A 24,121-nucleotide genomic window follows, 5' to 3' on the forward strand; every position below is an offset into this window, starting at 1 on the left:
TCCAGATTAGGAGGCCTTGTAGCGTCGCTGCCGTGGCAGACCGGCGAGACCCCCCGCACACCGCCGGCCTGCGGGCCGGGCTGGACAAGCGACCGGCCGACGTCGCGGCCATGTTCGACCGGGTCGCGAAGCGCTACGACGTCACCAACACGGTCCTCTCCGGCGGCCTGGACGCCGGCTGGCGGCGGGCCACCCGCGAGGCGCTGGGCGCCCGGCCGGGCCAGACCGTGCTGGACGTCGCGGCGGGGACGGCGGTCTCGACCGTCGAGCTCGCCGCCGGTGGGGTGCACGCCATCGCCTGCGACTTCTCCCAGGGGATGCTGCGCGCCGGGGCGTCGCGGCCGGTGCCCAAGGTTGCCGGGGACGCGATGGCGCTGCCGCTGGCCGACGAGAGCGTCGACGGCGTCGTCATCTCCTTCGGCCTGCGCAACGTGGCCGACCCCGACGCCGCGCTGCGCGAGTTCTCCCGGGTGACGAAGCCGGGCGGCACGCTGGTGGTCTGCGAGTTCTCCAGCCCCACCTGGTCGCCGTTCCGGACCGTCTACACCGAGTACCTGATGAAGGCGCTGCCCCGCATCGCCCGGGCGGTGAGCAGCAACCCGGAGGCCTACGTCTACCTCGCCGAGTCGATCCGCGCCTGGCCCGGCCAGGCCGCGCTCGCCGGCCGCCTGCAGGACGCCGGCTGGGCCGACGTCGCCTGGCAGAACCTGACCGGCGGGATCGTCGCGCTGCACCGGGGCCGCAAGGTCTGACCGGCGGCCGCGTCCCGGCGGGGCCGTGGTCGGAGAACCGTCGTACCCCGAACGTATGTTCGGACTGTGACCGCGGCGGTGCTGGACCGGAGCCTCCTGGAGGCCGCGCTGGCCGGGTGGCTGGTCGAGCGCCCGCCATCGGTCGACCGGCTGCCGGTGCACCTGCTGTCGGCCGAGGAGAAGGTGGCCCAGCTGCGGCGGCTGCAGGCCCGCAAGGCGATGGACTGCGCCTACGAGGCAGAGCTGGTCATGGCCCTGGCCGCCGACCGGCCGGACACGGACGACCCGCCGCCCGGCCATCCCGGCGCCCGGCGGCGGGGGCCCGGCTCGCCGGTTCCGGGGACGAGCGAGTTCCTGCCCCAGGAGCTGGCCATGGTGCTGAACTGCTCGCCGACCTTCGCGGCGGGCGTGCTCTCCGACGCCTACGTGCTGGTCGAGCGGATGCCTGCGGTGTGGCAGGCGTGCGGTAAGGGGCGGCTGGACTGGTACCGCGCCCGGGTCTTCGCCGACGTGCTGGGGCCCGCGTCCGACCCGGTGGTCGCCGCCGTGGTGGCGGCCGTGCTGCCGGAGGCGGCGCAGCTGTCCTCGGGAAGGCTGCGCCGGCGGCTGGTGGCCGCCGCGATCGCCGCGGACGAGGAGTTCGCCGAGCAGCGCCGGATCGAGGCCGAGCGCCGGGCCGACGTGCGCACGCGCCCCACCGGCGACGGGATGTCGGTGCTGGCCAGCGACCTCCCCTCGCCGGTGGCCGCGGCGATGTGGTCGACGATCGACCAGGCCGCACAACTCGCCAGGACCGGCGGGGACGATCGGCCGATCGGCGTGCTGCGCGCCGAGGCCCATGCGGCCCTGGTGCTGCGGCCGTGGGACGGCAGCCGCCCGGCGCTGACCGGGAACGTCACCGTGGTCGCCCCGCTGCGGGCGCTCGGCGGGCCCGTGGGCCCGGATCGACCGGTCCCGGCCGGCGTCGACGGTGGTGAGCCGGGCCCCAGCGTGAACGGCACGCCCGTCACCGCGGCGCACCTGCGGGAACTGCTCGCCCGGCTCGACGCGCTGGGGGTGCAGGCTCCGCCGGGGGGCAGCCTGGCGGTTGCGCTCACCGACGAGGACGGCGCCGTGCTGGCCGCCGTTCCCGCCGCCGAGCTGCGCCGGGCCGCCGAGCGCGGTTGCCCGGCGCACGGTCGGGAGGCGGGCTGCGGCTGCGCGCTGCTGCGGCCACCCGCGGAGGTCGCCGGGCACGATCCCTCCGCGGCGCAGGAGCGGTTCGTGCGGCTCCGGGACCGCACCTGTCGGCATCCGGGCTGCTCCCGGCCGGCGGGCCGCACCGACATCGACCACGTGCTGCCCTACGACTGCGGTGGGCGGACCGCCTGCCAGAACCTCTGCTGCCTGTGCCGGACGCACCACCGGCTCAAGACGTTCGCCCGGGGATGGCGCTTCGAGTTGCTCGCCGACGGCACGCTCCGGGTGACCACGCCCAGCGGGATCACCCGCACGACCCGGCCGCCGGGCCTGCGGGATCCCGCCCGCCAACCGGCTCTGCCGGCACCACCTCCACCGCCGGTCGAGCCGCCACCGTTCTGAGGCGTTCCGGGCTGCCGGAACGAGCGCGCGAGGGGTGGGAGCGGGCGGGTTCGTCATCTAGCGTCGGTCCGTGACGAGCCCACCCGTTCCGCCGACGCCCGGGCCGACGCCGTCACCCGGCCCGACACCGCCCCCGGGACCGGCACCGACCGATCCGATCCCGCCGCCCACGCCGGCCCCGTACCCGACGCCCGACCCGGCCGACCCCGTGGCGCCGCCGCCCGCGCGGGCCCCGGAGCCGCTGTAGCGGCGGCCGTGTCCAGCTCCCGATACGCCGACCGCGAGGACGCCGGCCGGGCCCTCGCCGCCGCCCTCGCCGGGCGGGCGGACGCGCGCGCCCTGGTCCTGGGCCTGCCCCGCGGAGGAGTGCTCGTCGCCGCCGAGGTGGCCGCCGCCCTCGGCGCGGAGCTCGACGTCCTCGTCGTCCGCAAGCTGGGCGTCCCCGGGCACCCGGAGCTGGCGATGGGCGCCATCGCGGCGGTCGGCGAGGCCGTCGAGACGGTGTGGGTCCGCAGCGTCCTGGACCGCGCCGGGCCCGATCCCGTCGCCGTGTCCGAGGTCCACGACCGGGAGCTCGCCGAACTCCGCCGGCGGACCACGGCCTACCGCGGCACCCGGCCCGCACCCGCGGTCGCCGGGCGCCACGTCCTGCTCGTCGACGACGGCCTCGCCACCGGGGCCACCATGCGCGTCGCCGTCCGGGCGCTGCGGCGGAGCGGCCCCGCGCGGATCACCGTCGCCGTCCCGGTCGGCTCGCCGGACGCCGTGGCCGGGCTGGCCGGCGCCGTCGACGAGGTGGTGTGCCTGCAGCAGCCCGCCGGCTTCCGCGCGGTCGGGCAGGCCTACGCCGACTTCTCCGACACCCCCGACGACGACGTCCTGGCGGCGCTGCACCGAGGGGGGACTGTCGGCTAGATCACATCGCGGCCTAGACTCGGACCCACGCCCTTGTGAACCTTTTCACAAGGACGACCGGACTCGGGCGACGGACCGGAGGGAGCGACGTGGCACTGGCCTCGATCGAGCACACCGCCGACGTCGTCGTGGTCGGCGCCGGGCCGGCCGGGTCGAGCGCCGCCTGGCACCTCGCCTGCGCGGGCCTGGACGTGGCGGTGCTGGAAAAGGCGCAGTTCCCGCGGGAGAAGGTCTGCGGCGACGGGCTGACCCCGCGCGGGGTGCGGGCGCTGCACGACATGGGCGTGGACACCTCGACCGCGGGCTGGGTGCGCCGCCTTGGGCTTCGGGTGCACGGCGGGGGCCGGGTGGCCGAGGTCGACTGGCCCCGGCTGGACTCCTGGCCCGACCACGGCCTGGTCCGCACCCGCCGGGAACTGGACGCGCTGCTGGCCGACCACGCCGTCCGGGCCGGCGCGCGCCTGGTCACCGGGACGACGGTCACCGAACCGCTGCTCGACGACGGCGGCCGGGTGGTCGGCGTCCGCGGGGAGGCCGGCGACGACGGCCAACCGGTCACCTGGCGGGCTCAGCTCGTCGTCTCGGCGGAGGGGCTGTCCGGTCGCCTGGCCAAGAGCCTGGGGCTGCTGCGGCGCACCGACCGGCCGCTGGGCGTCGCGCTCCGGCGGTACGTGCGCAGCCGCCGCAGCGACGACGACTACCTCGACATCGCCTTCGACCTCACGGCGCAGGGCCCGACCCGGGACGCCATGCCCGGCTACGGCTGGATCTTCGGCATGGGCGACGGGACGGCGAACGTGGGCTACGGCCTGCTCGACACCCGCCGCGGCACCGGCGCCGACCGCAGGATGGTCCTCCGGCGCTGGCTGGACACCTTCCCGGCCGAGGACGGGCTGGGGGAGGACGACGCCGTCACCCCGCTGCGCGGCGCCGGGCTGCCGATGGCGCTGAGCCGGGGCCCCGCCTACACGCGCGGGCTGCTGCTGGCCGGCGACGCCGCCGGCACGGTGAACCCCTGCAACGGCGAGGGCATCAGCTACGCCGTCGAGAGCGGCCGCATGGCCGCCGAGGCCGTCGTCGACGCGCTCCGGCTGCCCGCGGGCGCCGTCCGCGAGGAGGTCCTGCACCGCTACCCCGAGCGGCTGCGCGCCGAGCTCGGCCGGCACCACCGCCTCGGCCTCGGCTTCCTCGCGCTGCTGACCCGCCCGGCCGTCGTCCGGCTCGTCGCGGGGCGCGGGCTGCGCCGGCCCGCGCTCACCGACGCGGCGCTGCGGGTCATGGGCAACCTGTCCGACGGCCGGGACGGCGACGCGGTCGACCGCGCGCTCGCCGTCATCCTCCGACTGACGCCGGCGACCTGAGGTGGCTGCTGTGCCGACACGACGACCCGACACGGACGCTCCGTGGCCGAAGCGTGACCTCTACGTGACCGACATCACCCTAGGGTGGCGATGATGCTCTCGACCTACGTCCCGATCGTCGGGCTCTTCGCGCTGGCCGCGGCGTTCGCGCTGTTCTCGGTCGCCGTCGCTCCGTTCGTGGGCCCCCGCCGGTACAACCGGGCAAAGCTGGCGGCCTACGAGTGCGGCATCGAACCGGTCGACCAGCCGCTCACCGGCGGCCGCTTCCCGGTCAAGTACTACCTGACCGCGATGTTGTTCATCGTCTTCGACATCGAGATCGTCTTCCTCTACCCCTGGGCCGTCGCCAACGACGCGCTGGGTGTGTGGGGCCTGGTCGCGATGGTCGTATTCATCGGCACCGTCTTCCTCGCCTTCGCCTACGAGTGGCGGCGCGGGGGGCTCGAGTGGGACTGACAGGGAGCACCTGATGGGACTCGAGGAGAAGCTGCCCAGCGGCGTCCTGCTGACCAGCGTGGAGAAGCTGGTCAACTGGACCCGCAAGTCGTCGCTGTGGCCGGCCACGTTCGGCCTGGCCTGCTGCGCCATCGAGATGATGGCGTCCGGCGCCGGCCGGTACGACCTCGCCCGGTTCGGCATGGAGGTCTTCCGCGCCTCGCCGCGGCAGGCCGACCTGATGATCGTCGCCGGCCGGGTGAGCCAGAAGATGGCGCCGGTCCTGCGGCAGATCTACGACCAGATGCCCGAGCCGCGCTGGGTGCTGGCGATGGGCGTGTGCGCCAGTTCCGGCGGCATGTTCAACAACTACGCGATCGTGCAGGGCGTCGACCACGTCGTCCCGGTGGACATGTACCTGCCCGGCTGCCCGCCGCGGCCGGAGATGCTCATGGACGCGATCCTGAAGCTGCACCACAAGATCCAGCACGAGCCGCTGGGCGAGAAGCGGGCCCGCCAGCAGCAGCAGGCCCGCGAGGACGGCACCGCGAAGGACCTCCTGGTCGAGATGCCCTCGACGGTCCGCGTCGACAAGGCCGCCCGCCGCGCCTACGAGCAGGCCGCCGCCGAGGGCCGCACCGGTCAGTTCCTCATGGAGCAGCGCGAGGGCAACGCGGTGCTGCTGCCGGGGGCGGGGGACCGGCGATGAGCAACGACGGCGGGTCGAACGTCGTCCCCGGCCGCGAGGAGGCCGGGTACGACGACAGCACGGCGCCCTCGGGCGGTTTCCGGAAGGGCTCCTTCGGCGTCAGCGGCAGCGGCGACACCTCCGGTTTCGGCGGGCTGGTGCGCGTCGAGCCCGGCGGGGCGGTGGCGCTGCACTCCACCGAGCGGCCCTACGGCGGCTACTTCGACGAGGTCACCGACGCGCTGATCGAGGCCGTCGGCGAGGCGACCTACGCCGCCGCCGTCCAGCGGGTGCTGGTCGACCGGGGCGAGATCACCTACTTCGTCGCCCGCGAGCACCTGCTCACCCTCGTGCAGGCGCTCCGCGACGACGAGGCGCTGCGCTTCGAGCTGTGCAGCAGCGTCTCCGGGGTCGACTACCTCGACAGCGGTGGCCCCGAGGTGGCGCCCGGCCGGCCGCGGCTGCACGTCGTCTACCACCTGACGTCGATGACCTACCGGCGCCGCGTCCGGCTGGAGGTGGCGGTGACCGCGGAGGACCCGCACGTCCCGTCGGTCACCGGGATCTACCCGACGGCGGACTGGCACGAGCGCGAGACCTGGGACATGTTCGGCGTCGTCTTCGACGGCCACCCGGCGCTGACCCGGATCCTCATGCCCGACGACTGGGACGGCCACCCCCAGCGCAAGGACTACCCGCTGGGCGGGATCCCGGTGGAGTACCACGACGCGACGATCCCGCCGCCGGACACCCGGAGGGCGTACCGATGAGCACCACGTACAACCCGAGCGACCCCTACGCGGGCTCGCGCGAGACCACCGAGGGCCGCGTCTACACGGTCACCGGCGGGGACTGGGACCTCACGCTCGGCGCCGATCCGCACGGCGAGGAGCGCCTCGTGGTCAACATGGGCCCGCAGCACCCCTCGACGCACGGCGTGCTGCGGCTGGTCCTGGACCTCGAGGGCGAGACGGTGACGAAGGCCCGGGTGGTCATCGGCTACCTGCACACCGGCATCGAGAAGAACACCGAGTACCGCAACTGGGTGCAGGGCACCACGTTCGTGACCCGGATGGACTACCTGGCCCCGCTGTTCAACGAGGCCGGCTACTGCATGGCCGTCGAGAAGCTGCTGGGCGTCGAGGTGCCGCAGCGGGCCCAGACGATCCGCGTGCTGGTGATGGAGCTCAACCGGATCGCCTCGCACCTGGTCGCGCTGGCCACCTTCGGCATGGAGATGGGCGCCCTCACCGGCATGACCAACGGCTTCCGCGAGCGGGAGATGGTCCTCGACCTGCTCGAGGAGATCACCGGCCTGCGGATGAACCACGCCTACATCCGCCCGGGCGGCCTGGCGCAGGACCTCCCCGAGGGCTCGGTCGAGAGCATCCGCGAGTTCCTGGAGGTCTTCCCGAAGCGGGTCGCGGACTTCCACCGGCTGCTCACCGGACAGCCGATCTGGCAGAACCGGCTCAAGGACGCCGGCTACCTGGACCTGACCGGCTGCGTCGCGCTCGGCGTCACCGGGCCGGTCCTGCGCGCCACCGGCCTGGCGTGGGACCTGCGCAAGGTCGAGCCCTACCTCGGCTACGAGACCTACGACTTCGAGGTGCCGACGGCGGACACCTGCGATGCCTGGGGGCGGTACCTGGTCCGCATGGCCGAGGTGAACGAGTCGCTGCGGCTGATCGGCCAGGCGCTGGACCGGCTCGAGCCCGGCCCGGTGATGGTCGACGACAAGAAGATCGCCTGGCCCGCCCAGCTGAGCCTCGGGCCCGACGGCATGGGCAACTCCCTCGACCACGTCCGGCACATCATGGGCCAGTCCATGGAGGCCCTGATCCACCACTTCAAGCTGGTCACCGAGGGGTTCCGGGTGCCGGCCGGCCAGGTCTACGTGCCGATCGAGTCACCCCGCGGGGAGCTCGGCTACCACGTGGTCAGCGACGGCAGCACCCGCCCGTGGCGCGTCCACGTGCGGGACCCCAGCTTCGTGAACCTCCAGGCCACGGCGGCGATGAGCGAGGGCGGCATGATCGCCGACGTCATCGCCGCGATCGCATCGATCGACCCGGTGATGGGGGGCGTCGACAGGTGAGTGCACTTCCGGGCAGTCCCGAGGCGACGGCGGTGACCGGGCTCGACTCGAGCCCGGTCGACGTCGCGTCCCTCGCCGAGGTCCCGCCGCTGACCGAGCAGGCCCGCATCGAGGCGCGGGAGATCATCGCCCGCTACCCGGTGGCCCGGTCGGCGCTGCTGCCGATGCTGCACCTGGTGCAGAGCTACCAGGGCTACGTCACCCCCGAGGGCGTCGCGCTCTGCGCCGAGGAGCTCGGGCTGACCAAGGCGGAGGTCGGCGCGGTGGCGACCTTCTACACGATGTACAAGCGTCGGCCGACCGGGCGGCACCTGGTCAGCGTCTGCACCAACACGCTGTGCGCCGTCCTCGGCGGGCAGCGGATCATGGACGCGCTGTCGGCCGACCTCGGCGTCCACCACGACGAGACCGCCGCCGACGGCTCGATCACCCTCGAGCACGCCGAGTGCCTGGCCGCCTGCGACTACGCGCCGGTGGTCACCGTCGACTACGAGTTCTACGACCAGCAGGACGTCGACAGTGCCCGCGAGCTCGTGGCGGCCCTGCGCCGGGGCGAGAAGCCGGCACCCACCCGCGGCGCCCCGCTCACCGACTTCCGGGGGATCTCCCGGCAGCTGGCCGGGTTCTCCCAGCACCCGGACGCCGCGGCCGCGGCCGCCGCCGTCGACGCTCCGGGCCACTACGAGCCGACGCTGCGCGGTCTGCGGCTGGCCGCCGAGCGCGGCGAGTCGGCCCCGCCGATGCGCGGCCCGGAGCCCGAGCCCGCCGATGCCGGTGAGCCGCGAGAGACGGTCCGCCCGTCGGGCGGCACGGGTGAGACCCCGGGCAAGGAGGCGGCAGACGCGCGCGTCGCTGCCGCGGACACCCCGGCCGAGAAGGCCGGCGCCGCGGGTTCCCACCCCGACGCCCCTGAACCGGCCGGCCGGCGGCTGCCGGACGGCCGGGGGGGCACCGACACGCCCGCGGGCCAGGAGCCGGGGACCACCGGGCAGGGGCCCGGCGGCCGACCCCCAGCTCCCCAGGGGCCCGATGCCCCGTCCCGGACGACCCAGGGCCGCGGCCCTCAGCGGAGGCGATGAGCCGTGCCCCTCACTCCTGTCCTCACCAGCCGCTGGGGCGCCGAGCAGTCGTGGCGGCTGTCCACCTACGAGCGGCTCGACGGCTACGCCGCGCTGCGGACCGCGCTGACGATGCAGCCCGACGAGCTGGTCACCCTGGTCAAGGACTCCGGCCTGCGCGGCCGCGGCGGCGCCGGCTTCCCGACCGGGATGAAGTGGAGCTTCATCCCGCAGCCCAAGCCCGGGGAGGAGCCCAGCGGCCCGGCGGCGATGCCGAAGTACCTGGTGGTCAACGCCGACGAGGGCGAGCCGGGCACCTGCAAGGACCTGCCGCTGATGATGGCCGACCCGCACTCGCTCATCGAGGGCGTGATCATCTCGTCCTACGCGATCCGGTCGAAGCTCGCCGTCATCTACGTCCGCGGCGAGGCGGTGCACGCCCACCGGCGGCTGCTCAACGCCGTGGGCGAGGCCTACGCCGCCGGCTACCTCGGCACCGACATCCTCGGCTCCGGATACGACCTCGAGCTGGTCGTGCACGCCGGCGCCGGGGCGTACATCTGCGGCGAGGAGACCGCGCTGCTGGACTCCCTCGAGGGCTACCGCGGCCAGCCCCGGCTCAAGCCGCCGTTCCCCGCGGTCGCCGGCCTGTACGGCGCCCCGACGGTCATCAACAACGTGGAGACCCTGGCCAGCGTGCCGTTCGTCGTCCGCGGCGGTGCCGAGTGGTTCAAGGCGTTCGGCCCGGAGAAGTCGCCGGGCCCGAAGATCTACTCGCTGTCGGGCCGCGTCGTCCGGCCGGGCCAGTACGAGGCCCCCATGGGGACGACGATGCGCGAGCTGCTGGAGATGGCCGGCGGCGTCCGCCCCGGCCACGAGCTGAAGTTCTGGACGCCGGGCGGCTCGTCGACGCCGTACTTCACCGCCGAGCACCTCGACGTCCCGCTGGACTTCGACTCGGTCGCGGCGGCCGGCTCCATGCTCGGCACCACCGCGCTCATGGTGTTCGACGAGACCGACTCGATCGTCGAGGCCACCCTGCGGTTCACCGAGTTCTACGCCCACGAGAGCTGCGGCAAGTGCACCCCCTGCCGCGAGGGCACCTACTGGCTGGTGCAGGTCCTCGAGCGGATCGCGCACGGCCGGGGCACCGCCCAGGACCTCGACGTCCTGGTCGACACCTGCGACAACATCCTCGGCCGCTCGTTCTGCGCCCTCGGGGACGGCGCCACCAGCTGCATCACCAGCTCGCTGAAGTACTTCAAGGACGACTACGTCGCCCTGCTGCCGCCCGAGGAGCAGGCCCGGCTCGGCCGCTCCCTCCCCCTCGAGCCGGTCGGAGCCGCGTCATGACGCTCACGCCCACCAACCCGCCCCCCGCCCCAGCGGTGCCGCCGGGCGCCCCCGGTCCGCACACCCCGCCGGACGCCGTGCACTGCACGATCGACGGCTTCGACGTCGCCGTGCCCAAGGGGACGCTGATCATCCGCGCCGCCGAGCAGATCGGCGTCCAGATCCCGCGGTTCTGCGACCACCCGCTGCTGGAGCCGATCGGTGCCTGCCGGCAGTGCCTGGTCGAGGTCGAGGGCCAGCGCAAGCCGGTCGCCTCCTGCACCATGCCGGTCAGCGAGGGCATGGTCGTGCAGACCCAGCTCACCAGCCCCCAGGCCGACAAGGCTCAGCAGGGCACGATGGAGCTGCTGCTGATCAACCACCCGCTCGACTGCCCGGTCTGCGACAAGGGCGGCGAGTGCCCGCTGCAGAACCAGGCGATGAGCAACGGCCGCGCCGAGAGCCGGTACGTCGACGAGAAGCGCACCTACCCCAAGCCGCTGCCGATCAGCAGCGAGATCCTGCTCGACCGGGAGCGGTGCGTCCTCTGCGCCCGCTGCACCCGGTTCTCCCAGCAGGTCGCCGGCGACCCGTTCATCGAGCTGTTCGAACGCGGCGCGCTGGAGCAGGTGGCCATCTACGAGGACGAGCCGTTCGAGTCCTACTTCTCCGGCAACACCACCCAGATCTGCCCGGTCGGCGCCCTCACCAGCGCCCAGTACCGGTTCCGCGCCCGGCCGTTCGACCTGCGCAGCGAGCCCAGCGTCTGCGAGCACTGCGCCTCCGGCTGCGCGATGCGCACCGACTACCGGCGCGGCAAGGTCACCCGGCGGCTGGCCGGGGATGACCCGGCGGTCAACGAGGAGTGGACCTGCGACAAGGGCCGCTACGCGTTCCGTTACGCCACCGCCAACGAGCGGCTGACCACCCCGCTGGTGCGGGGAGCGGACGGCCGGCTGGCGCCCGCGTCCTGGCCCGAGGCGTGGGCCGCGGCCGCCGCCGGGCTGCTCCGGGCGCGGGCCGAGGGCGGCGTCGGCGTGCTCCCCGGCGGCCGGCTCACGCTCGAGGACGCCTACGCCTGGGCCACCTTCGCCCGGGTGGCGCTGGGCACCAACGACGTCGACGCCCGCGCCCGCGCGCACTCGGCCGAGGAGCTCGCCTTCCTCGGGACGGCGATCGCCGGCACCGGACCGGCGACCGGCGGCGTCACCTACGACGACGTCGGCTCCGCGCCCGCCGTGCTGCTCGCCGGGCTGGAGCCGGAGGAGGAGTCGCCGATCCTCTTCCTGCGGCTGCGCCGGGCGGTCCGCACCGGCGGCCTCGCGGTCTTCGACCTCGCCCCGTTCGCCACCCGCGCGGCCGAGAAGCTGCAGGCCACCGTGCTCACCACGTTCCCCGGTGCCGAGGCTCGCTCGATCCAGGCCCTCGCCGAGGGCAGCTGGGGTGGCCCCGCCGTCGAGGCGCTACGCCGACCGGGGGCCGTCGTCCTCGCCGGTGAGCGGCTGGCCGAGGTGCCCGGCGCGTTCACGGCGCTTCTGGAGCTGGCCCGGGCCACCGGCGCCCGGCTGGCCTGGGTGCCGCGCCGCGCCGGGGAGCGCGGCGCCGTGGAGGCCGGCGCGCTGCCGACCCTGCTGCCCGGTGGCCGGGCCGTCGACGACGCCGCCGCCCGCGCCGAGGTGGCCGCGCTGTGGGGCATCGACCCCGCGGCCGTGCCCGCCGAGCCCGGCCGGGACGTCACCGGCATCCTGACCGCCGCGCGCAGCGGGCGGCTGCCCGGGCTGCTCGTCGGCGGCGTCGACCCGGCCGACCTGCCCGATCCCGCGCTGGCCCTGGCGGCGCTGGACGCCGCGGCGTTCGTCGTCAGCCTGGAGATGTTCCCGAGCGAGGTGACCGAGCGCGCCGACGTCGTCCTGCCGGTCGCCGCCGCGTCGGAGAAGTCGGGCAGCTACCTCGACTGGGAGGGCCGCCTGCGGCCCTTCGACGCCACCCTGCACGGCACCGGGCGGCTGACCGACGGCCGCGTGCTGCACGGCCTGGCCGACGAGATGGACGTCGACCTGCGACTGCCCACCCCGGACGTCGCCCGGGCCGCGCTGGCCGCTCTCGGCGCCCGCCGGTCCGCCGCCGAGGGGCCGGCGCCGTCCGTCGCGCCGCCGGCCGCACCGGAGCTGCGCGACGACGAGGCGGTCCTCGCGTCGTGGCGCCAGCTGCTCGACGTCGGCACGCTGCAGCGCGACGAGCCCGAGCTCGCCGGCACCGCCCGGCGCCCGGTCGCCCGCGTCGGCGCCGGGACCGCCGCCCGGCTGGGCCTCGCCGACGGCGACCGGCTCACCGTCAGCGGGTCCACCGGCTCGGTGAGCCTGCCGGTGCTGATCACCCCGATGCCCGACCAGGTGGTGTGGCTGCCGATGCGCTCGCCCGGCAGCGAGATCCGGACGGCGCTGGGCGCCGGACCCGGGAGCGTCGTGCGGCTGGCCCGCACGAGCGCCGACGCGGGGGAGGCCGTGCGATGAGCGTGTGGGCCCTCGAGGCCGACCAGCCGACGCTGGCCGACTTCGGTCAGGACGTCTGGTGGGTCGTCCTCATCAAGGTCGTCGGCGTCTTCGCGGTGCTGGTGCTGATGACGCTGTTCGCGATCGTGTTCGAGCGCAAGGTCGTCGCGCGGATGCAGCAGCGGATCGGGCCCAACCGGGTCGGCCCGCGCGGCTACCTGCAGAGCCTCGCCGACGGGCTGAAGCTGGCGTTCAAGGAAGACATCATGCCGGCGCTGGCGGACAAGCCGGTGTACTTCCTGGCCCCCGTGATCGCCACGATCCCGGCGTTCGTCGCCTTCTCGGTCATCCCGCTCGGCCCGGTCGTGAGCATCTTCGGCCAGCAGACGCCGCTGCAGCTCACCGATGCCCCGATCGGGGTGCTGATCATCCTGGCGATGTCCGCCATGGGCATCTACGGCATCGTCCTGGGCGGCTGGGCCTCCGGCTCGACGTACCCGCTGCTGGGCAGCCTGCGCAGCGCGGCCCAGATGATCAGCTACGAGATCGCGATGGGGTTGTCGCTGGTCGCGGTGTTCCTCTACGCCGGGACGATGTCGACCTCGGAGATCGTCGCCGCCCAGGCCGACGGTTCGCAGCTGTCCTTCTTCGGCTGGGAGTTCACCGGGCCCAGCTGGTACATCGTGCTGCTGCCGGTCTCCTTCGTGATCTACGCGATCGCCGTCGTCGGGGAGACCAACCGGGCGCCGTTCGACCTGCCGGAGGCCGAGAGCGAGCTGGTGGGTGGCTTCCACACGGAGTACTCGTCGCTGAAGTTCGCGCTGTTCTTCCTCGCCGAGTACATCAACATGGTCACCGTCTCCGCGCTGGCCGCGACGCTGTTCCTCGGTGGCTGGCGCGCGCCGTGGCCGATCTCGATCTGGGACGGCGCGAACAGCGGCTGGTGGCCGCTGCTGTGGTTCTTCCTCAAGGTCGTCGCCGCGCTCTTCGTCTTCATCTGGCTGCGCGGCACGCTGCCCCGGCTCCGGTACGACCAGTTCATGCGGTTCGGCTGGAAGGTGCTGGTCCCGGTCTCGCTGGTGTGGATCCTCGTCGTCGCCACGATGCGGACCGTCTCCCGCGAGGCCGATCTCTCCGCCGGCGAGGTCGCCCTCTACGTGGGGGTGCCCATCGCGATCGTCCTGCTGGTGGGCCTCTGGTTCGCCGGCCGGGCCGGGCACCGCGACACCCGGCTGGCGGCGGTCGAGGCCGCCGCCGGCTCCAACCACCCGACGCACACCGAGCCCGAGGTGCTGCCCCCGGCCGGCGCACGCCGCCGCCCGGCCGGCGGTCCGGTCCGGGCCGAGGGCGGCTTCCCGGTCCCGCCGATGGACCTCCGGGTCCCGCCGTCGCCCCGGCTGCGGCGGCAGCCGGTGAGCACCGACGGCGAGCCGGTCCCCGGAGCGGTCGTCGGCACCGGACGGCGCGGCGCTCCCAGATCAGAGGAGGACGGCGATGCCTGAGCACAGCAAGCCCGGCGAGCACGACATGGTGCGGCGCTCCCGGGGGGAGGTCGAGCACTCCACCGAGGGCGGCCGGAGTCGCCCGGCGGTACGCGACAGCCTGCTGCCCGCCGCCGTTCAGGGCTTCGGCGTGACCTTCGGGCAGATGTTCCGGACGGTCACCACCGAGCAGTACCCGTTCGAGCCCAAGGTGACCAAGCCGCGCTACCACGGCCGGCACGTGCTCAACCGGCACCCCGACGGGCTGGAGAAGTGTGTCGGGTGCGAGCTGTGCGCATGGGCCTGCCCGGCCGACGCCATCTACGTCGAGGGCGGCGACAACACCGAGGACGCCCGCTTCTCCCCGGGCGAGCGGTACGGCGCGGTCTACCAGATCAACTACCTGCGCTGCATCTTCTGCGGGCTGTGCATCGAGGCCTGCCCCACGCGGTCGCTGACCATGAGCAACGACTTCGAGCTGGCCGACGACAACCGGCGCGACCTGATCTACACCAAGGAGCAGCTCATGGCTCCGCTGCTGCCCGGCATGGAACCCACGCCGCACCCCATGCGGCTCGGCGACGACGAGAAGGACTACTACGTGCGCGAGCCGGAGCCCCGCCCGTGACCCCGGAGACCGCCGGCGTCGTCATCGGCACCGGCGAGGCCGTCATCTTCTGGATCCTCGGCCCGCTCGCCCTCGCGGGGGCGCTGGGCATGGTGCTCAGCCGCAACGCGATCCACTCCGCGCTGTGGCTGGTGCTGACCATGCTGTCGCTGGGCGTCTTCTACGTGGTGCAGGAGGCGCCGTTTCTCGGCGCGGTGCAGGTGATCGTCTACACCGGGGCGATCATGATCCTGTTCCTGTTCGTGCTCATGCTGGTCGGCCGGGACTCCTCCGACTCGGTGGTCGAAACGCTGCGCGGCCAGCGGGTCGCCGCGCTCCTGCTGGGCGCCGGCTTCGCCGCCCTGGTCGGCGCCGGCATCGCCCGGGCCACCCAGGACCTGCCCGTCGTGGGCCTGGAGGCGGTGCAGGGCGGTGTGCGCGGGCCGGCGTCGGGCAACGTGGAGGCGGTCGCCGGGCTGCTGTACACCCGCTACCTGCTGGCCTTCGAGGTCACCGGTGCGCTGCTCATCGTCGCCGCGGTCGGCGCCCTGCTGCTCACCCACGTGGAGAAGGAACCGGGCACCCGGCAGACGCAGAAGGAGCGGTCCCGGGCGCGGTTCCTCACCGACCGCCCGCAGACCCTGCCCGGCCCGGGCGTCCACGCCCGCGCCACCTCGGTGGCCGCGCCGGGGCTGCTGCCCGACGGCAGCCTCGCCGAGGACAGCTTCGCCACCGGGATCGAGCCGCAGCAGGTGGAGCAGATGCCCCGCCCGATCGGCCGGGAGCAGCTCGGCTCCCCGGACGCCGCGCTCGGCTCCCCCGCCCCCTCGCTCAGCGACACCCCGGGCGGCCGGACGGGAGGGGAGCACAGGTGAACCTCAGCTACTACCTGGTGCTCGCCGCGATCCTGTTCACGATCGGCGCCGTCGGCGTCCTGGTGCGGCGCAACGCCATCGTCGTCTTCATGTGCGTCGAGCTGATGCTCAACGCGGTGAACCTGACGCTGATCACCTTCGCCCGGTCCACCGGCACCGTCGACGGCCAGATCATCGCGCTGTTCGTCATGGTCGTCGCCGCGGCCGAGGTGGTCGTGGGCCTCGCCATCATCATGTCGATCTACCGGACCCGCCGGTCCGCCTCGGTCGACGACGTCAACCTGCTGAAGTACTGACCGGGACGGGGTTGCAGTGCCTGCTGAAGGGCTCCTCGCCGCCTCCTGGCTGCTGATCGCGCTGCCGCTGGCCGGTGCCGCGGTGCTGCTGCTGGGTGGCCGGCGCACCGACCGCTGGGGTCACCTGCTGGGGACGGCGACGGTCGTCGCGGCCTTCGTCCTCGCCGTGGCGTGCACCGTGCAGCTCGCCGGCCTCGACGGGCGCGCCGCCGACGTCGAGGTGTTCACCTTCATCGCCACCGGCGAGCTGGACGTGACCGCCGGGCTGCTCTACGACCCGCTGTCGGCGGTGTTCGTCCTGCTGACCACCGGCGTCGGGTCGCTGATCCACGTCTACTCGATCGGCTACATGGCGCACGACCCCGCGCGCCGGCGGTTCTTCGCCTACCTGAACCTGTTCGTCGCGGCGATGCTGCTGCTGGTCCTCGGCAACAGCTTCGTGGCGCTCTACGTGGGCTGGGAGGGCGTCGGCCTGGCGTCCTACCTGCTCATCGCCTTCTGGTACACCCGCCCGGCCGCGGCCACCGCGGCGAAGAAGGCGTTCATCATGAACCGGGTCGGCGACGTCGGTCTGGCCCTGGCGATCTTCGTGATGTTCGCCCAGCTCGGGACGACGTCCTACGCCGGCGTCTTCGGGTCGGTGGGCACCCTGGCGGGCGGGACGATCACCGCGATCGGGCTGCTCCTGCTGCTCGGCGCGTGCGGCAAGTCCGGCCAGTTCCCGCTGCAGGCGTGGCTGCCCGACGCCATGGAGGGGCCCACGCCCGTCTCCGCGCTCATCCACGCGGCCACGATGGTCACCGCCGGCGTCTACCTGATCGCCCGCTCGGCCCCGATCTACGACCTGACGCCGACGGCGCGGGCCGTCGTCCTCGCGGTCGGCGCGCTGACCCTGCTCATCGGCGCGATCGCCGGGTGCGCCTACGACGACATCAAGAAGGTGCTGGCCTACTCGACGGTCAGCCAGATCGGTTACATGTTCCTGGCCGTCGGGCTGGGCCCGGCCGGCTACGTGGCGGGCCTGGCGCACCTGCTCGCGCACGGGTTCTTCAAGGCCGGGCTGTTCCTCGGTGCGGGCTCGGTCATGCACGCGATGGACGACTCGGTGGACATGCGCCGGTTCGGCGGGCTCTGGAAGAGGCTGCCGGTCACCTTCGCCACCTTCGGGCTGGGCTACCTGGCTCTGATCGGGTTCCCGTTCCTGTCCGGCTACTTCACCAAGGACGCGATCATCGAGGCGGCGCTGGACCGCGGCGACGTCTGGGGCTGGGTGCTCGGTGGCGTGATGGTCCTCGGTGCCGGGCTGACCGCCTTCTACATGACCCGGCTGATGCTGATGACCTTCTTCGGCCGGGCACGGTGGGAGGAGGGCGTCCACCCGCACGAGGCCCCGGCGGTGATGACCGCGCCGATGGTCGTGCTGGCGTTCGGCTCGGTGTTCGCCGGCGCGCTGCTGGTGTCGGTGTTCCCGCTGGCCGACTGGCTGGCGCCGGTCTACGGCGAGCCGGCGGAGGCCGCGCACGTGGTGGCCCCGGCCGTCATCGGGCTGGTGGTGACCGCCGTGATGGTGCTCGGCGTCCTGGTCGCCTGGCTGTTCGTCGGCCGCCGCGAGGTGCCGGTCACCGCGCCGGTCCGGGTCTCCCCGGTGACGCGGGCAGCCCGCAACGGGCTCTACGCCGACGCGGTCAACGAGTCGCTGTTCATGCGGCCCGGCCAGTGGCTCACCCGCGCCCTGGTGTGGGTCGACAACCGCGGCGTGGACGGCGCGGTCAACGGCCTGGCCGCCGGGCTCGGCGGCTCGTCGGCCCGGCTGGGCCGCGCGCAGACCGGCTTCGTGCGCACCTACGCGCTCGGGATGCTCGGCGGTGCGGTCGTGGTGGCCGGTGCCCTCCTGGCGGTGACGGCGGGATGAGCGGACAGGGGCGTGCGCATCGCAGCGAGGAACGAGTGGGGAGCGGAGCGCCCCGCGTGAGCGACCAGGTGGCGACGAGCGCCGCTTCCCCGGATCGAAAGGCGTCCCGACGGTGACGGACTTCCCCTGGCTCCTGTCGATGATCGCCGTCCCGGCGATCGGTGCCGCGGTCGTCGCCGCACTGCCCCGCGGGCGGGAGCTGCTGGCCAAGCAGGTGGCGCTCGGCGTCAGCCTCGTCGTCCTGCTGCTGGCGCTGCTCACCACGGTGGCGTTCGACGCCGGCGGTGAGCGGTTCCAGCTGACGACGGCGGTGTCCTGGATCCCGGACTTCGGGTCCGAGTTCGCGCTCGGCGTCGACGGCATCGCGCTGGTGATGCTGCTGCTCATCGGCGTGCTGGTGCCGCTGGTGATCACCGCCTCCTGGCACGAGGCCGACGCCGGGCCGCGTCCGGCGCGGGTCTTCTTCGCCTGGCTGCTGCTGCTCGAGGCGATGATGGTCGGCGTCTTCGCCGCCACCGACATCCTGCTGTTCTACGTCTTCTTCGAGGCGATGCTCGTCCCGATGTACTTCCTGATCGGCAGCTTCGGCGGGCCGCGCCGGCAGTACGCCGCGGTGAAGTTCTTCGTCTACAGCCTGGTCGGCGGGCTGGTCATGCTCGCCTCGGTCATCGGGCTGTACGTGGTGAGCACCAGCCAGCTGGGGGAGGGCACCTTCGCCTTCGACGCGCTCCGGCAGCTCGACATCGACCCCGACGTGCAGAAGCTGCTGTTCCTCGGCTTCTTCGTCGCCTTCGCCATCAAGGCGCCGCTGGTGCCCTTCCACACCTGGCTGCCCGACTCCGGTGCCGAGGCGCCGATCGGCGGGGCGGTGCTGCTGGTCGGCGTCCTGGACAAGGTGGGCACGTTCGGCTTCCTGCGCTACTGCCTGCCGCTGTTCCCCGACGCCTCCCGCGACCTGGCGCCGTTCGTGCTGGTCCTGGCGGTCGTCGGCATCCTCTACGCCGCGCTGCTGGCCATGGGGCAGAGCGACATGAAACGGCTGGTGTCCTACACGTCGATCTCGCACTTCGGCTTCATCGCGCTGGGCATCTTCGCCTTCACCACCGAGGCGGCCACCGGCGCGGTGCTCTACATGGTCAACCACGGCCTCGCGACGGGCCTGCTGTTCCTCGTCGTCGGCATGCTGATCAGCCGGGGCGGCTCGCGCCAGATCCGCGACTACGGCGGCGTCGCGGCGAAGGCGCCGCTGCTGGCCGGCGCCTTCCTGGTGGCGGGCCTGGCCTCCCTGGCGCTGCCCGGCACCAACAGCTTCGTCAGCGAGTTCCTCGTGCTGATCGGCTCGTTCCCCGAGCGGCCGGTCTTCACGGTCCTGGCGACGGTCGGCATCATCCTGGCCGCGCTCTACGTGCTGCTGATGTACCAGCGGACCATGCATGGGCCGGCCCGAGGCGTGCTGCTGCAGGAGGACCCGGCCGAGCCCCTGCCGGCCGGCGGGGGCGGCGCCACCGCCACCGCCGTCCGCACCGCACCGCGCGGCACGCTCCGGGTGCTCGACCTGAGCCGGCGCGAGCTGGCCGTGGTCGCGCCCCTGGTGGCGCTGATCATCGGCCTGGGCGTCTACCCGCAGCCGCTGATCGACCTGATCGAACCCGCCGTCGTCGCCACCCTCGGCGACCTGGGCGCCCCCGGAGGGACCGACCGATGATCGAGGCGCCCGACCTCTCCTTCGCCGCGCTGGCGCCGCTGCTGCTCGTCCTCGGCGCCGCCTGCGTGGGCGTCCTGGTGGAGGCCTTCGCCCCGCGCAGGCTGCGGCACCCGCTCCAGGTGGGGCTCGCGCTCACCGGCACCGTCGGGGCGTTCCTGGCCACGCTGCTGCTCGCCGGCACCCGCGACCTCCCCGCCGAGGCCGAGGTGACCGCCGTGGGCGCGCTGGCCGTCGACGGTCCGGCGCTCTTCCTGCAGGCGACGATCACCGGCCTCGGCGCGCTGTCGATGCTGCTGTTCGCCGAGCGGGCGCTGGACCCGGCGCGGTCGGCGTTCGTCGTCAGCGCAGCCGTTCCCGCGGGCAGCCCGCGGGACCGCGAGCTGGCCACGGTGCCCCAGGTGCAGACCGAGGTCTACCCCCTGGCGCTGTTCGCCATCGGCGGCATGATGCTCTTCGTCGCGGCCAACGACCTGCTGGTCATGTTCGTGGCGCTGGAGGTGCTCAGCCTGCCGCTGTACCTGATCAGCGGGATGGCCCGGCGGCGCCGGCTGCTCTCCCAGGAGGCGGCCGTCAAGTACTTCCTGCTGGGCGCCTTCGCCTCGGCCTTCTTCCTCTACGGGCTGGCGCTGGTCTACGGCGCCACCGGCAGCGTCCTGCTCCGCGACATCCGCGAGGTGGCGACCGCCGACGCCGGTGGGGTGCTGCTCGTCCTGGGGCTCGCCCTGCTGATCGTCGGCCTGCTGTTCAAGGCCAGCGTCGCGCCGTTCCACTCCTGGACCCCCGACGTCTACCAGGGCGCCCCGACGCCGGTGACCGCCTTCATGGCCGCCTGCACGAAGGTGGCGGCGTTCGGCGCGATCCTGCGGCTGCTCTACGTGGCCTTCGGCACCGCGGAGTGGACCTGGCGGCCGCTGGTCTACGCCGTGGCCATCACCTCGATGGTGGTGGGGGCGGTCCTCGGCCTCACCCAGACCGACCTCAAGCGGATGCTCGCCTACTCCTCGGTCGCCCACGCCGGCTTCCTGCTCACCGGCGTCATCGGGCTCGGCGCCGACGGCGGCGGTTCCGGCCTCGCGGCCACGATGTTCTACCTGGTCACCTACGGGATCACCACGCTCGGCGCCTTCGCCGTCCTCACGCTGGTGCGCGACGGCGACGGCGAGGCCGGCCACCTGTCGCAGTGGGCCGGCCTCGGGGCGCGGTCCCCGCTGACCGCGGCGGCGATGACGCTGTTCCTGCTGGCGCTGGCCGGCATCCCGCTCACCGCCGGGTTCACCGGGAAGTTCGCCGTCTTCCGGGCGGCCATCGAGCAGGGCGCCTGGCCGCTGGTCCTGGTGGCGCTGCTGGCCAGCGCGGTCGCCGCCTTCTTCTACCTGCGGGTGATCGTGCTGATGTACTTCTCCGAGCCGGTCGCCGACGGGCCGACGGTCGGCGTCCCCGGTCTGCCCACGACGGTCGTGCTCGCGGTGACGGCGGCGGGGACCCTCGTGCTCGGCATCCTCCCCGGGGCGGTGCTCGCCCTCGCGGAGGAGGCGGCTATCTTCGTCGGTTGATGACCGGAGCACGTGCCGCAGTCGAGGGCACTCCCACCGAGGCCTGGCACCGGATCTCCACCCCGGCGTCGACCATCGGCCCCTGGCTCCCCGAGGGCGAGCTCGGGGAGGCGCTGGCCGACGGGCTCTCCCGGGTCGAGGCCGCGCTCGCCGAGGCCGTGGGCAGCGAGCACCCGTTCGTGCGGGAGGCCGCCGGTCACCTGATGGCCGCCGGGGGCAAGCGGTTCCGCCCGATGCTGGCGCTGCTCGCCGCCCAGCTCGGCGACCCGGCCCGCCCGCAGGTGACGCAGGCCGCGGTGGTCTGCGAGCTCACCCACCTGGCGACGCTGTACCACGACGACGTCATGGACGAGGCCGCCGTCCGCCGGGGGGCGCCGAGCGCCAACAGCCGGTGGAGCAACAGCATCGCCATCCTCACCGGGGATCTGCTCTTCGCGCGGGCGTCGGACATCCTGGCCGACCTCGGCCCGGAGGCCGTGCGCATCCAGGCCCGCACTTTCGAGCGGCTGGTCACGGGGCAGATCAAGGAGACCGTCGGCGCCCAGCCCGGCGACGACGCGATCGCCCACTACCTCGACGTGCTGGCCGACAAGACCGGATCGCTGGTGGCGACATCGGCCCGCTTCGGCGCCTCCTTCGCCGGCGTGGACGCCGGCCTGGTGGCCGCGCTGACCGAGTTCGGCGAGGAGGTGGGCGTCGCCTTCCAGATCTCCGACGACCTGATCGACATCGTCAGCCGCGCCGGCGTCTCGGGGAAGTCGCCCGGCACCGACCTGCGCGAGGGCATCGCCACGCTGCCGGTGCTGTTCGCGCTGGCCGGCGAGGACCCCGCGGAGGCCCGGCTGCGCGAGCTGGTGGCCGGCCCCGTCACCGACGACGCCCTGCACGCCGAGGCGCTGGCGCTGCTGCGCGCGTCGCGGTCGCTGGAGCGCGCCACCGAGGTGCTGCGCGAGTACGCCGACCGGGCGCGGGCGCGGCTCGGCGCCGTGCCGGAGGGCGACGTCCGCGACGCGCTGTCGGCCCTGTGCGACTACGTGGTGACGCGTACCAGCTGAGCGGCGTGGGCACCGCCGGACCATGCGGTCGCCCCTCTCCTGCCTGCTCGCGCTGGCCCTTCCGCTCGCCGCCTGCTCGGGCGGGGCGGAGGACGACGCCGGCTCGGTCTCGACGCCGCCCACGACCTCGGCGCCCACGGGCGCCCCGGCGCTGACGGTGGAGGTGGTGGCCGACGGGCTCGACCACCCCTGGGACGTCGCCCAGGCCGAGGACGGCACCCTGCTGGTCGACGAGCGGGCCGACGGCTTCACGGCGGTGCTGCCCGACGGCACCGTCCAGCAGGTGGCGGCCGACCTCGGTGACCTCTTCGCCACCGGGGAGACCGGCCTGATGGGTCTGGCGCTGGACCCGGCCTTCGCGGACAACCGCCGGTTCTACACCTGCCAGGGCGTGTCCGGCGGCGGCGCCGCCTCGATCGAGGTGATCGCGTGGACCGTCGCCGGGGACTGGCGCTCCGCGCGCCGGGTCGACGACCCGCTCATCGGCGGCATCCCGGTCAACGAGCGCTCCGGGCGGCACGGCGGCTGCCGGCTGGCGTTCGGCCCGGACGGGGCGCTGCTGGTGGGCACCGGCGACAACGCGGTGGGCACCACCCCGCAGGACCTGGGTTCGCTGGCCGGCAAGGTGCTGCGCGCCGATCCGGTGACCGGGGAGGCGCTGCCGGACAACCCGTTCGCGGCCCCGGACGACGGCGCCGCGGACCTGATCTGGACCTACGGGCACCGCAACGTGCAGGGCCTGGCCGTCCGCCCCGGCACCGGGCAGGTCTACTCCGTCGAGCACGGTCCCGACCGGAACGACGAGGTCAACCTGTTGCAGCCCGGCGGCAACTACGGCTGGGACCCCGCGGGCGGCGGGGGCTACGACGAGAGCGTGCCGATGACCGACCCGGGGATCGAGGGCGCGGTGCCGGCGGTCTGGGACTCGGGGGCCCCGCCGATAGCGCCGAGCGACGGCACCTTCCTCGACGGCAGCCAGTGGGGCGACTACGACGGGCTGCTCCTGCTCGGCGCGCTGCGCGGGCAGCACGTGCTGGCGCTGCGCCTCGACGAGTCGGGATCCCTCGTCGAGCAGTTCCGGTTACCCGAGCTGGACGGCACCTACGGCCGCATCCGCACGGTCGAGCAGGGGATCGACGGCGCGCTCTACGTGACGACCGACAACGGAGGCGACCGGGACCAGCTGCTCCGCGTCATCCCCCAGGGCTGAGCCGGCGCTCCCGGACCCGCGCCGGCACCGGCACGTGCGCGGGGAGCTGCGGATCGCGCAGCGGCTCCCCGACCACGGTGCGCAGCGGCAGCACCCCGGCCCAGACCGGGTCCGGGCCGGAGTCGGCGGCCAGCTCGCGCTCGTCGTCCCCCGGCGGGCCGGTGCGGATCTTCACGCTCGCCTCGGTCAGGTCGAGGGCGAGCACCGCGGTCGCGGCCAGCTCCCGGCGGTCGGGCAGTCGGGTCGCCGTCCACGAGCCGGGAGCCAGGTGCTCGGTGAGCACCCGGAGGCCGAGCAGCCGCTCGTCGGCGTCCTCGACCAGCCGGGCCCGGCCGTGCACGACGGCGCAGCGGTAGTTGACCGAGTGGTGGAAGGCGGAGCGGGCGTACACGATCCCGTCCAGGAGCGTGACGGTGAAGCACACCGGCACCCCCTCCGCGGCGGCCCGCAGCGTCGCCGCCCCCGTCGAACCGTGCAGGTAGAGGATCTCGCCGCGCCGTCCGTAGCCCGTGGGCAGCACGACCGGGGCCCCGCCGAGCTCGATCCCCAGGTGGCCGATGAGCCCCGCGTCGAGCACCGCGTGGAGGTCGGCGCGGTCGGTGCGCGCACGCCTGCTGCCGCGGCGCACGGTGCTGCGGTCGGTGGGGGAGAGCGGAGGAGCGACGTCCATGCCGTCGATCCTCCGTGGTGCGGTGGCCCTCCGGAACGGCCAATG

At 74.0% G+C, this 24,121-nt stretch carries 21 protein-coding genes; 20 read left to right on the forward strand and 1 reads right to left on the reverse strand.

Features of this window, described 5'->3' with window-relative positions; genetic code table 11:
- Positions 1 to 32 precede the first annotated feature (32 nt).
- The 20 genes from ACI790_RS08580 to ACI790_RS08675 all read left to right on the forward strand — a co-directional run bounded on the left by ACI790_RS08580 (position 33) and on the right by ACI790_RS08675 (position 23,406).
- On the forward strand, positions 33 to 752 hold the full coding sequence (locus ACI790_RS08580; RefSeq protein WP_456569374.1) for a demethylmenaquinone methyltransferase: 720 nt from the start codon (positions 33 to 35) through the stop codon (positions 750 to 752).
- A gap of 66 nt (positions 753 to 818) precedes the next feature.
- Positions 819 to 2,333 carry a DUF222 domain-containing protein gene (locus ACI790_RS08585; RefSeq protein ID WP_456569375.1) on the forward strand — a complete coding sequence of 505 codons (1,515 nt, stop codon included), beginning with the start codon at positions 819 to 821 and terminating at the stop codon, positions 2,331 to 2,333.
- A gap of 255 nt (positions 2,334 to 2,588) precedes the next feature.
- A complete protein-coding gene (locus tag ACI790_RS08590) occupies positions 2,589 to 3,248 on the forward strand; it encodes a phosphoribosyltransferase (RefSeq protein ID WP_456569376.1) in 660 nt (219 codons plus the stop codon).
- 89 nt (positions 3,249 to 3,337) lie between these two features.
- Positions 3,338 to 4,609, forward strand: coding sequence for a geranylgeranyl reductase family protein (locus ACI790_RS08595; protein WP_456569377.1), 1,272 nt, complete (start codon positions 3,338 to 3,340; stop codon positions 4,607 to 4,609).
- A 93-nt stretch (positions 4,610 to 4,702) separates the two neighbouring features.
- Positions 4,703 to 5,065, forward strand: a complete 363-nt coding sequence (locus tag ACI790_RS08600) for an NADH-quinone oxidoreductase subunit A (RefSeq protein ID WP_347060736.1) — start codon at positions 4,703 to 4,705, stop codon at positions 5,063 to 5,065.
- Between the two features lie 13 nt (positions 5,066 to 5,078).
- Complete coding sequence (locus ACI790_RS08605; RefSeq protein ID WP_456569378.1) at positions 5,079 to 5,753, forward strand: NuoB/complex I 20 kDa subunit family protein; 675 nt, start codon at positions 5,079 to 5,081, stop codon at positions 5,751 to 5,753.
- Positions 5,750 to 6,502 carry an NADH-quinone oxidoreductase subunit C gene (locus ACI790_RS08610; RefSeq protein ID WP_456569379.1) on the forward strand — a complete coding sequence of 251 codons (753 nt, stop codon included), beginning with the start codon at positions 5,750 to 5,752 and terminating at the stop codon, positions 6,500 to 6,502. The genes ACI790_RS08605 and ACI790_RS08610 overlap by 4 nt, the downstream gene beginning before the upstream one ends.
- On the forward strand, positions 6,499 to 7,830 hold the full coding sequence (locus ACI790_RS08615) for an NADH-quinone oxidoreductase subunit D (RefSeq protein ID WP_456569380.1): 1,332 nt from the start codon (positions 6,499 to 6,501) through the stop codon (positions 7,828 to 7,830). Before ACI790_RS08610 ends, ACI790_RS08615 begins: the two co-directional genes overlap by 4 nt.
- Positions 7,827 to 8,909: an NADH-quinone oxidoreductase subunit NuoE gene (gene nuoE / locus ACI790_RS08620; protein ID WP_456569381.1), complete on the forward strand. Its 1,083-nt coding sequence runs from the start codon at positions 7,827 to 7,829 to the stop codon at positions 8,907 to 8,909. Before ACI790_RS08615 ends, nuoE begins: the two co-directional genes overlap by 4 nt.
- A gap of 3 nt (positions 8,910 to 8,912) precedes the next feature.
- Complete coding sequence (gene nuoF / locus ACI790_RS08625; RefSeq protein WP_456569382.1) at positions 8,913 to 10,241, forward strand: NADH-quinone oxidoreductase subunit NuoF; 1,329 nt, start codon at positions 8,913 to 8,915, stop codon at positions 10,239 to 10,241.
- Positions 10,238 to 12,733 (forward strand): NADH-quinone oxidoreductase subunit G, encoded by a 2,496-nt coding sequence (locus ACI790_RS08630; protein WP_456569383.1) that lies wholly within the window; start codon positions 10,238 to 10,240, stop codon positions 12,731 to 12,733. Before nuoF ends, ACI790_RS08630 begins: the two co-directional genes overlap by 4 nt.
- The gene (gene nuoH / locus ACI790_RS08635) at positions 12,730 to 14,214 is read left to right on the forward strand and encodes an NADH-quinone oxidoreductase subunit NuoH (RefSeq protein WP_456569384.1); all 1,485 of its coding nucleotides are present in this window, start codon (positions 12,730 to 12,732) and stop codon (positions 14,212 to 14,214) included. The genes ACI790_RS08630 and nuoH overlap by 4 nt, the downstream gene beginning before the upstream one ends.
- Positions 14,207 to 14,821: an NADH-quinone oxidoreductase subunit NuoI gene (nuoI, locus tag ACI790_RS08640; protein ID WP_456569385.1), complete on the forward strand. Its 615-nt coding sequence runs from the start codon at positions 14,207 to 14,209 to the stop codon at positions 14,819 to 14,821. The genes nuoH and nuoI overlap by 8 nt, the downstream gene beginning before the upstream one ends.
- Positions 14,818 to 15,675 carry an NADH-quinone oxidoreductase subunit J gene (locus ACI790_RS08645; protein WP_456569386.1) on the forward strand — a complete coding sequence of 286 codons (858 nt, stop codon included), beginning with the start codon at positions 14,818 to 14,820 and terminating at the stop codon, positions 15,673 to 15,675. The genes nuoI and ACI790_RS08645 overlap by 4 nt, the downstream gene beginning before the upstream one ends.
- Positions 15,672 to 15,971 (forward strand): NADH-quinone oxidoreductase subunit NuoK, encoded by a 300-nt coding sequence (gene nuoK / locus ACI790_RS08650; protein WP_456569387.1) that lies wholly within the window; start codon positions 15,672 to 15,674, stop codon positions 15,969 to 15,971. Before ACI790_RS08645 ends, nuoK begins: the two co-directional genes overlap by 4 nt.
- Positions 15,972 to 15,987: 16 nt before the next feature.
- Positions 15,988 to 17,883: an NADH-quinone oxidoreductase subunit L gene (gene nuoL, locus ACI790_RS08655; protein WP_456569388.1), complete on the forward strand. Its 1,896-nt coding sequence runs from the start codon at positions 15,988 to 15,990 to the stop codon at positions 17,881 to 17,883.
- A 112-nt stretch (positions 17,884 to 17,995) separates the two neighbouring features.
- Positions 17,996 to 19,588, forward strand: coding sequence for an NADH-quinone oxidoreductase subunit M (locus tag ACI790_RS08660; protein ID WP_456569389.1), 1,593 nt, complete (start codon positions 17,996 to 17,998; stop codon positions 19,586 to 19,588).
- On the forward strand, positions 19,585 to 21,141 hold the full coding sequence (gene nuoN, locus ACI790_RS08665) for an NADH-quinone oxidoreductase subunit NuoN (RefSeq protein ID WP_456569390.1): 1,557 nt from the start codon (positions 19,585 to 19,587) through the stop codon (positions 21,139 to 21,141). The genes ACI790_RS08660 and nuoN overlap by 4 nt, the downstream gene beginning before the upstream one ends.
- Positions 21,141 to 22,196 carry a polyprenyl synthetase family protein gene (locus ACI790_RS08670; protein ID WP_456569391.1) on the forward strand — a complete coding sequence of 352 codons (1,056 nt, stop codon included), beginning with the start codon at positions 21,141 to 21,143 and terminating at the stop codon, positions 22,194 to 22,196. Before nuoN ends, ACI790_RS08670 begins: the two co-directional genes overlap by 1 nt.
- Before the next feature lie 22 nt (positions 22,197 to 22,218).
- On the forward strand, positions 22,219 to 23,406 hold the full coding sequence (locus tag ACI790_RS08675; protein ID WP_456569392.1) for a PQQ-dependent sugar dehydrogenase: 1,188 nt from the start codon (positions 22,219 to 22,221) through the stop codon (positions 23,404 to 23,406).
- Here the strand turns inward: ACI790_RS08675 and ACI790_RS08680 are convergent.
- Positions 23,390 to 24,076 carry a pyridoxamine 5'-phosphate oxidase family protein gene (locus tag ACI790_RS08680; protein WP_456569393.1) on the reverse strand — a complete coding sequence of 229 codons (687 nt, stop codon included), beginning with the start codon at positions 24,074 to 24,076 and terminating at the stop codon, positions 23,390 to 23,392. The two genes, ACI790_RS08675 and ACI790_RS08680, sit on opposite strands and share 17 nt — an antisense overlap.
- Positions 24,077 to 24,121: the final 45 nt, after the last annotated feature.

The organism is Blastococcus sp. SYSU DS0539 (genome assembly GCF_054050855.1).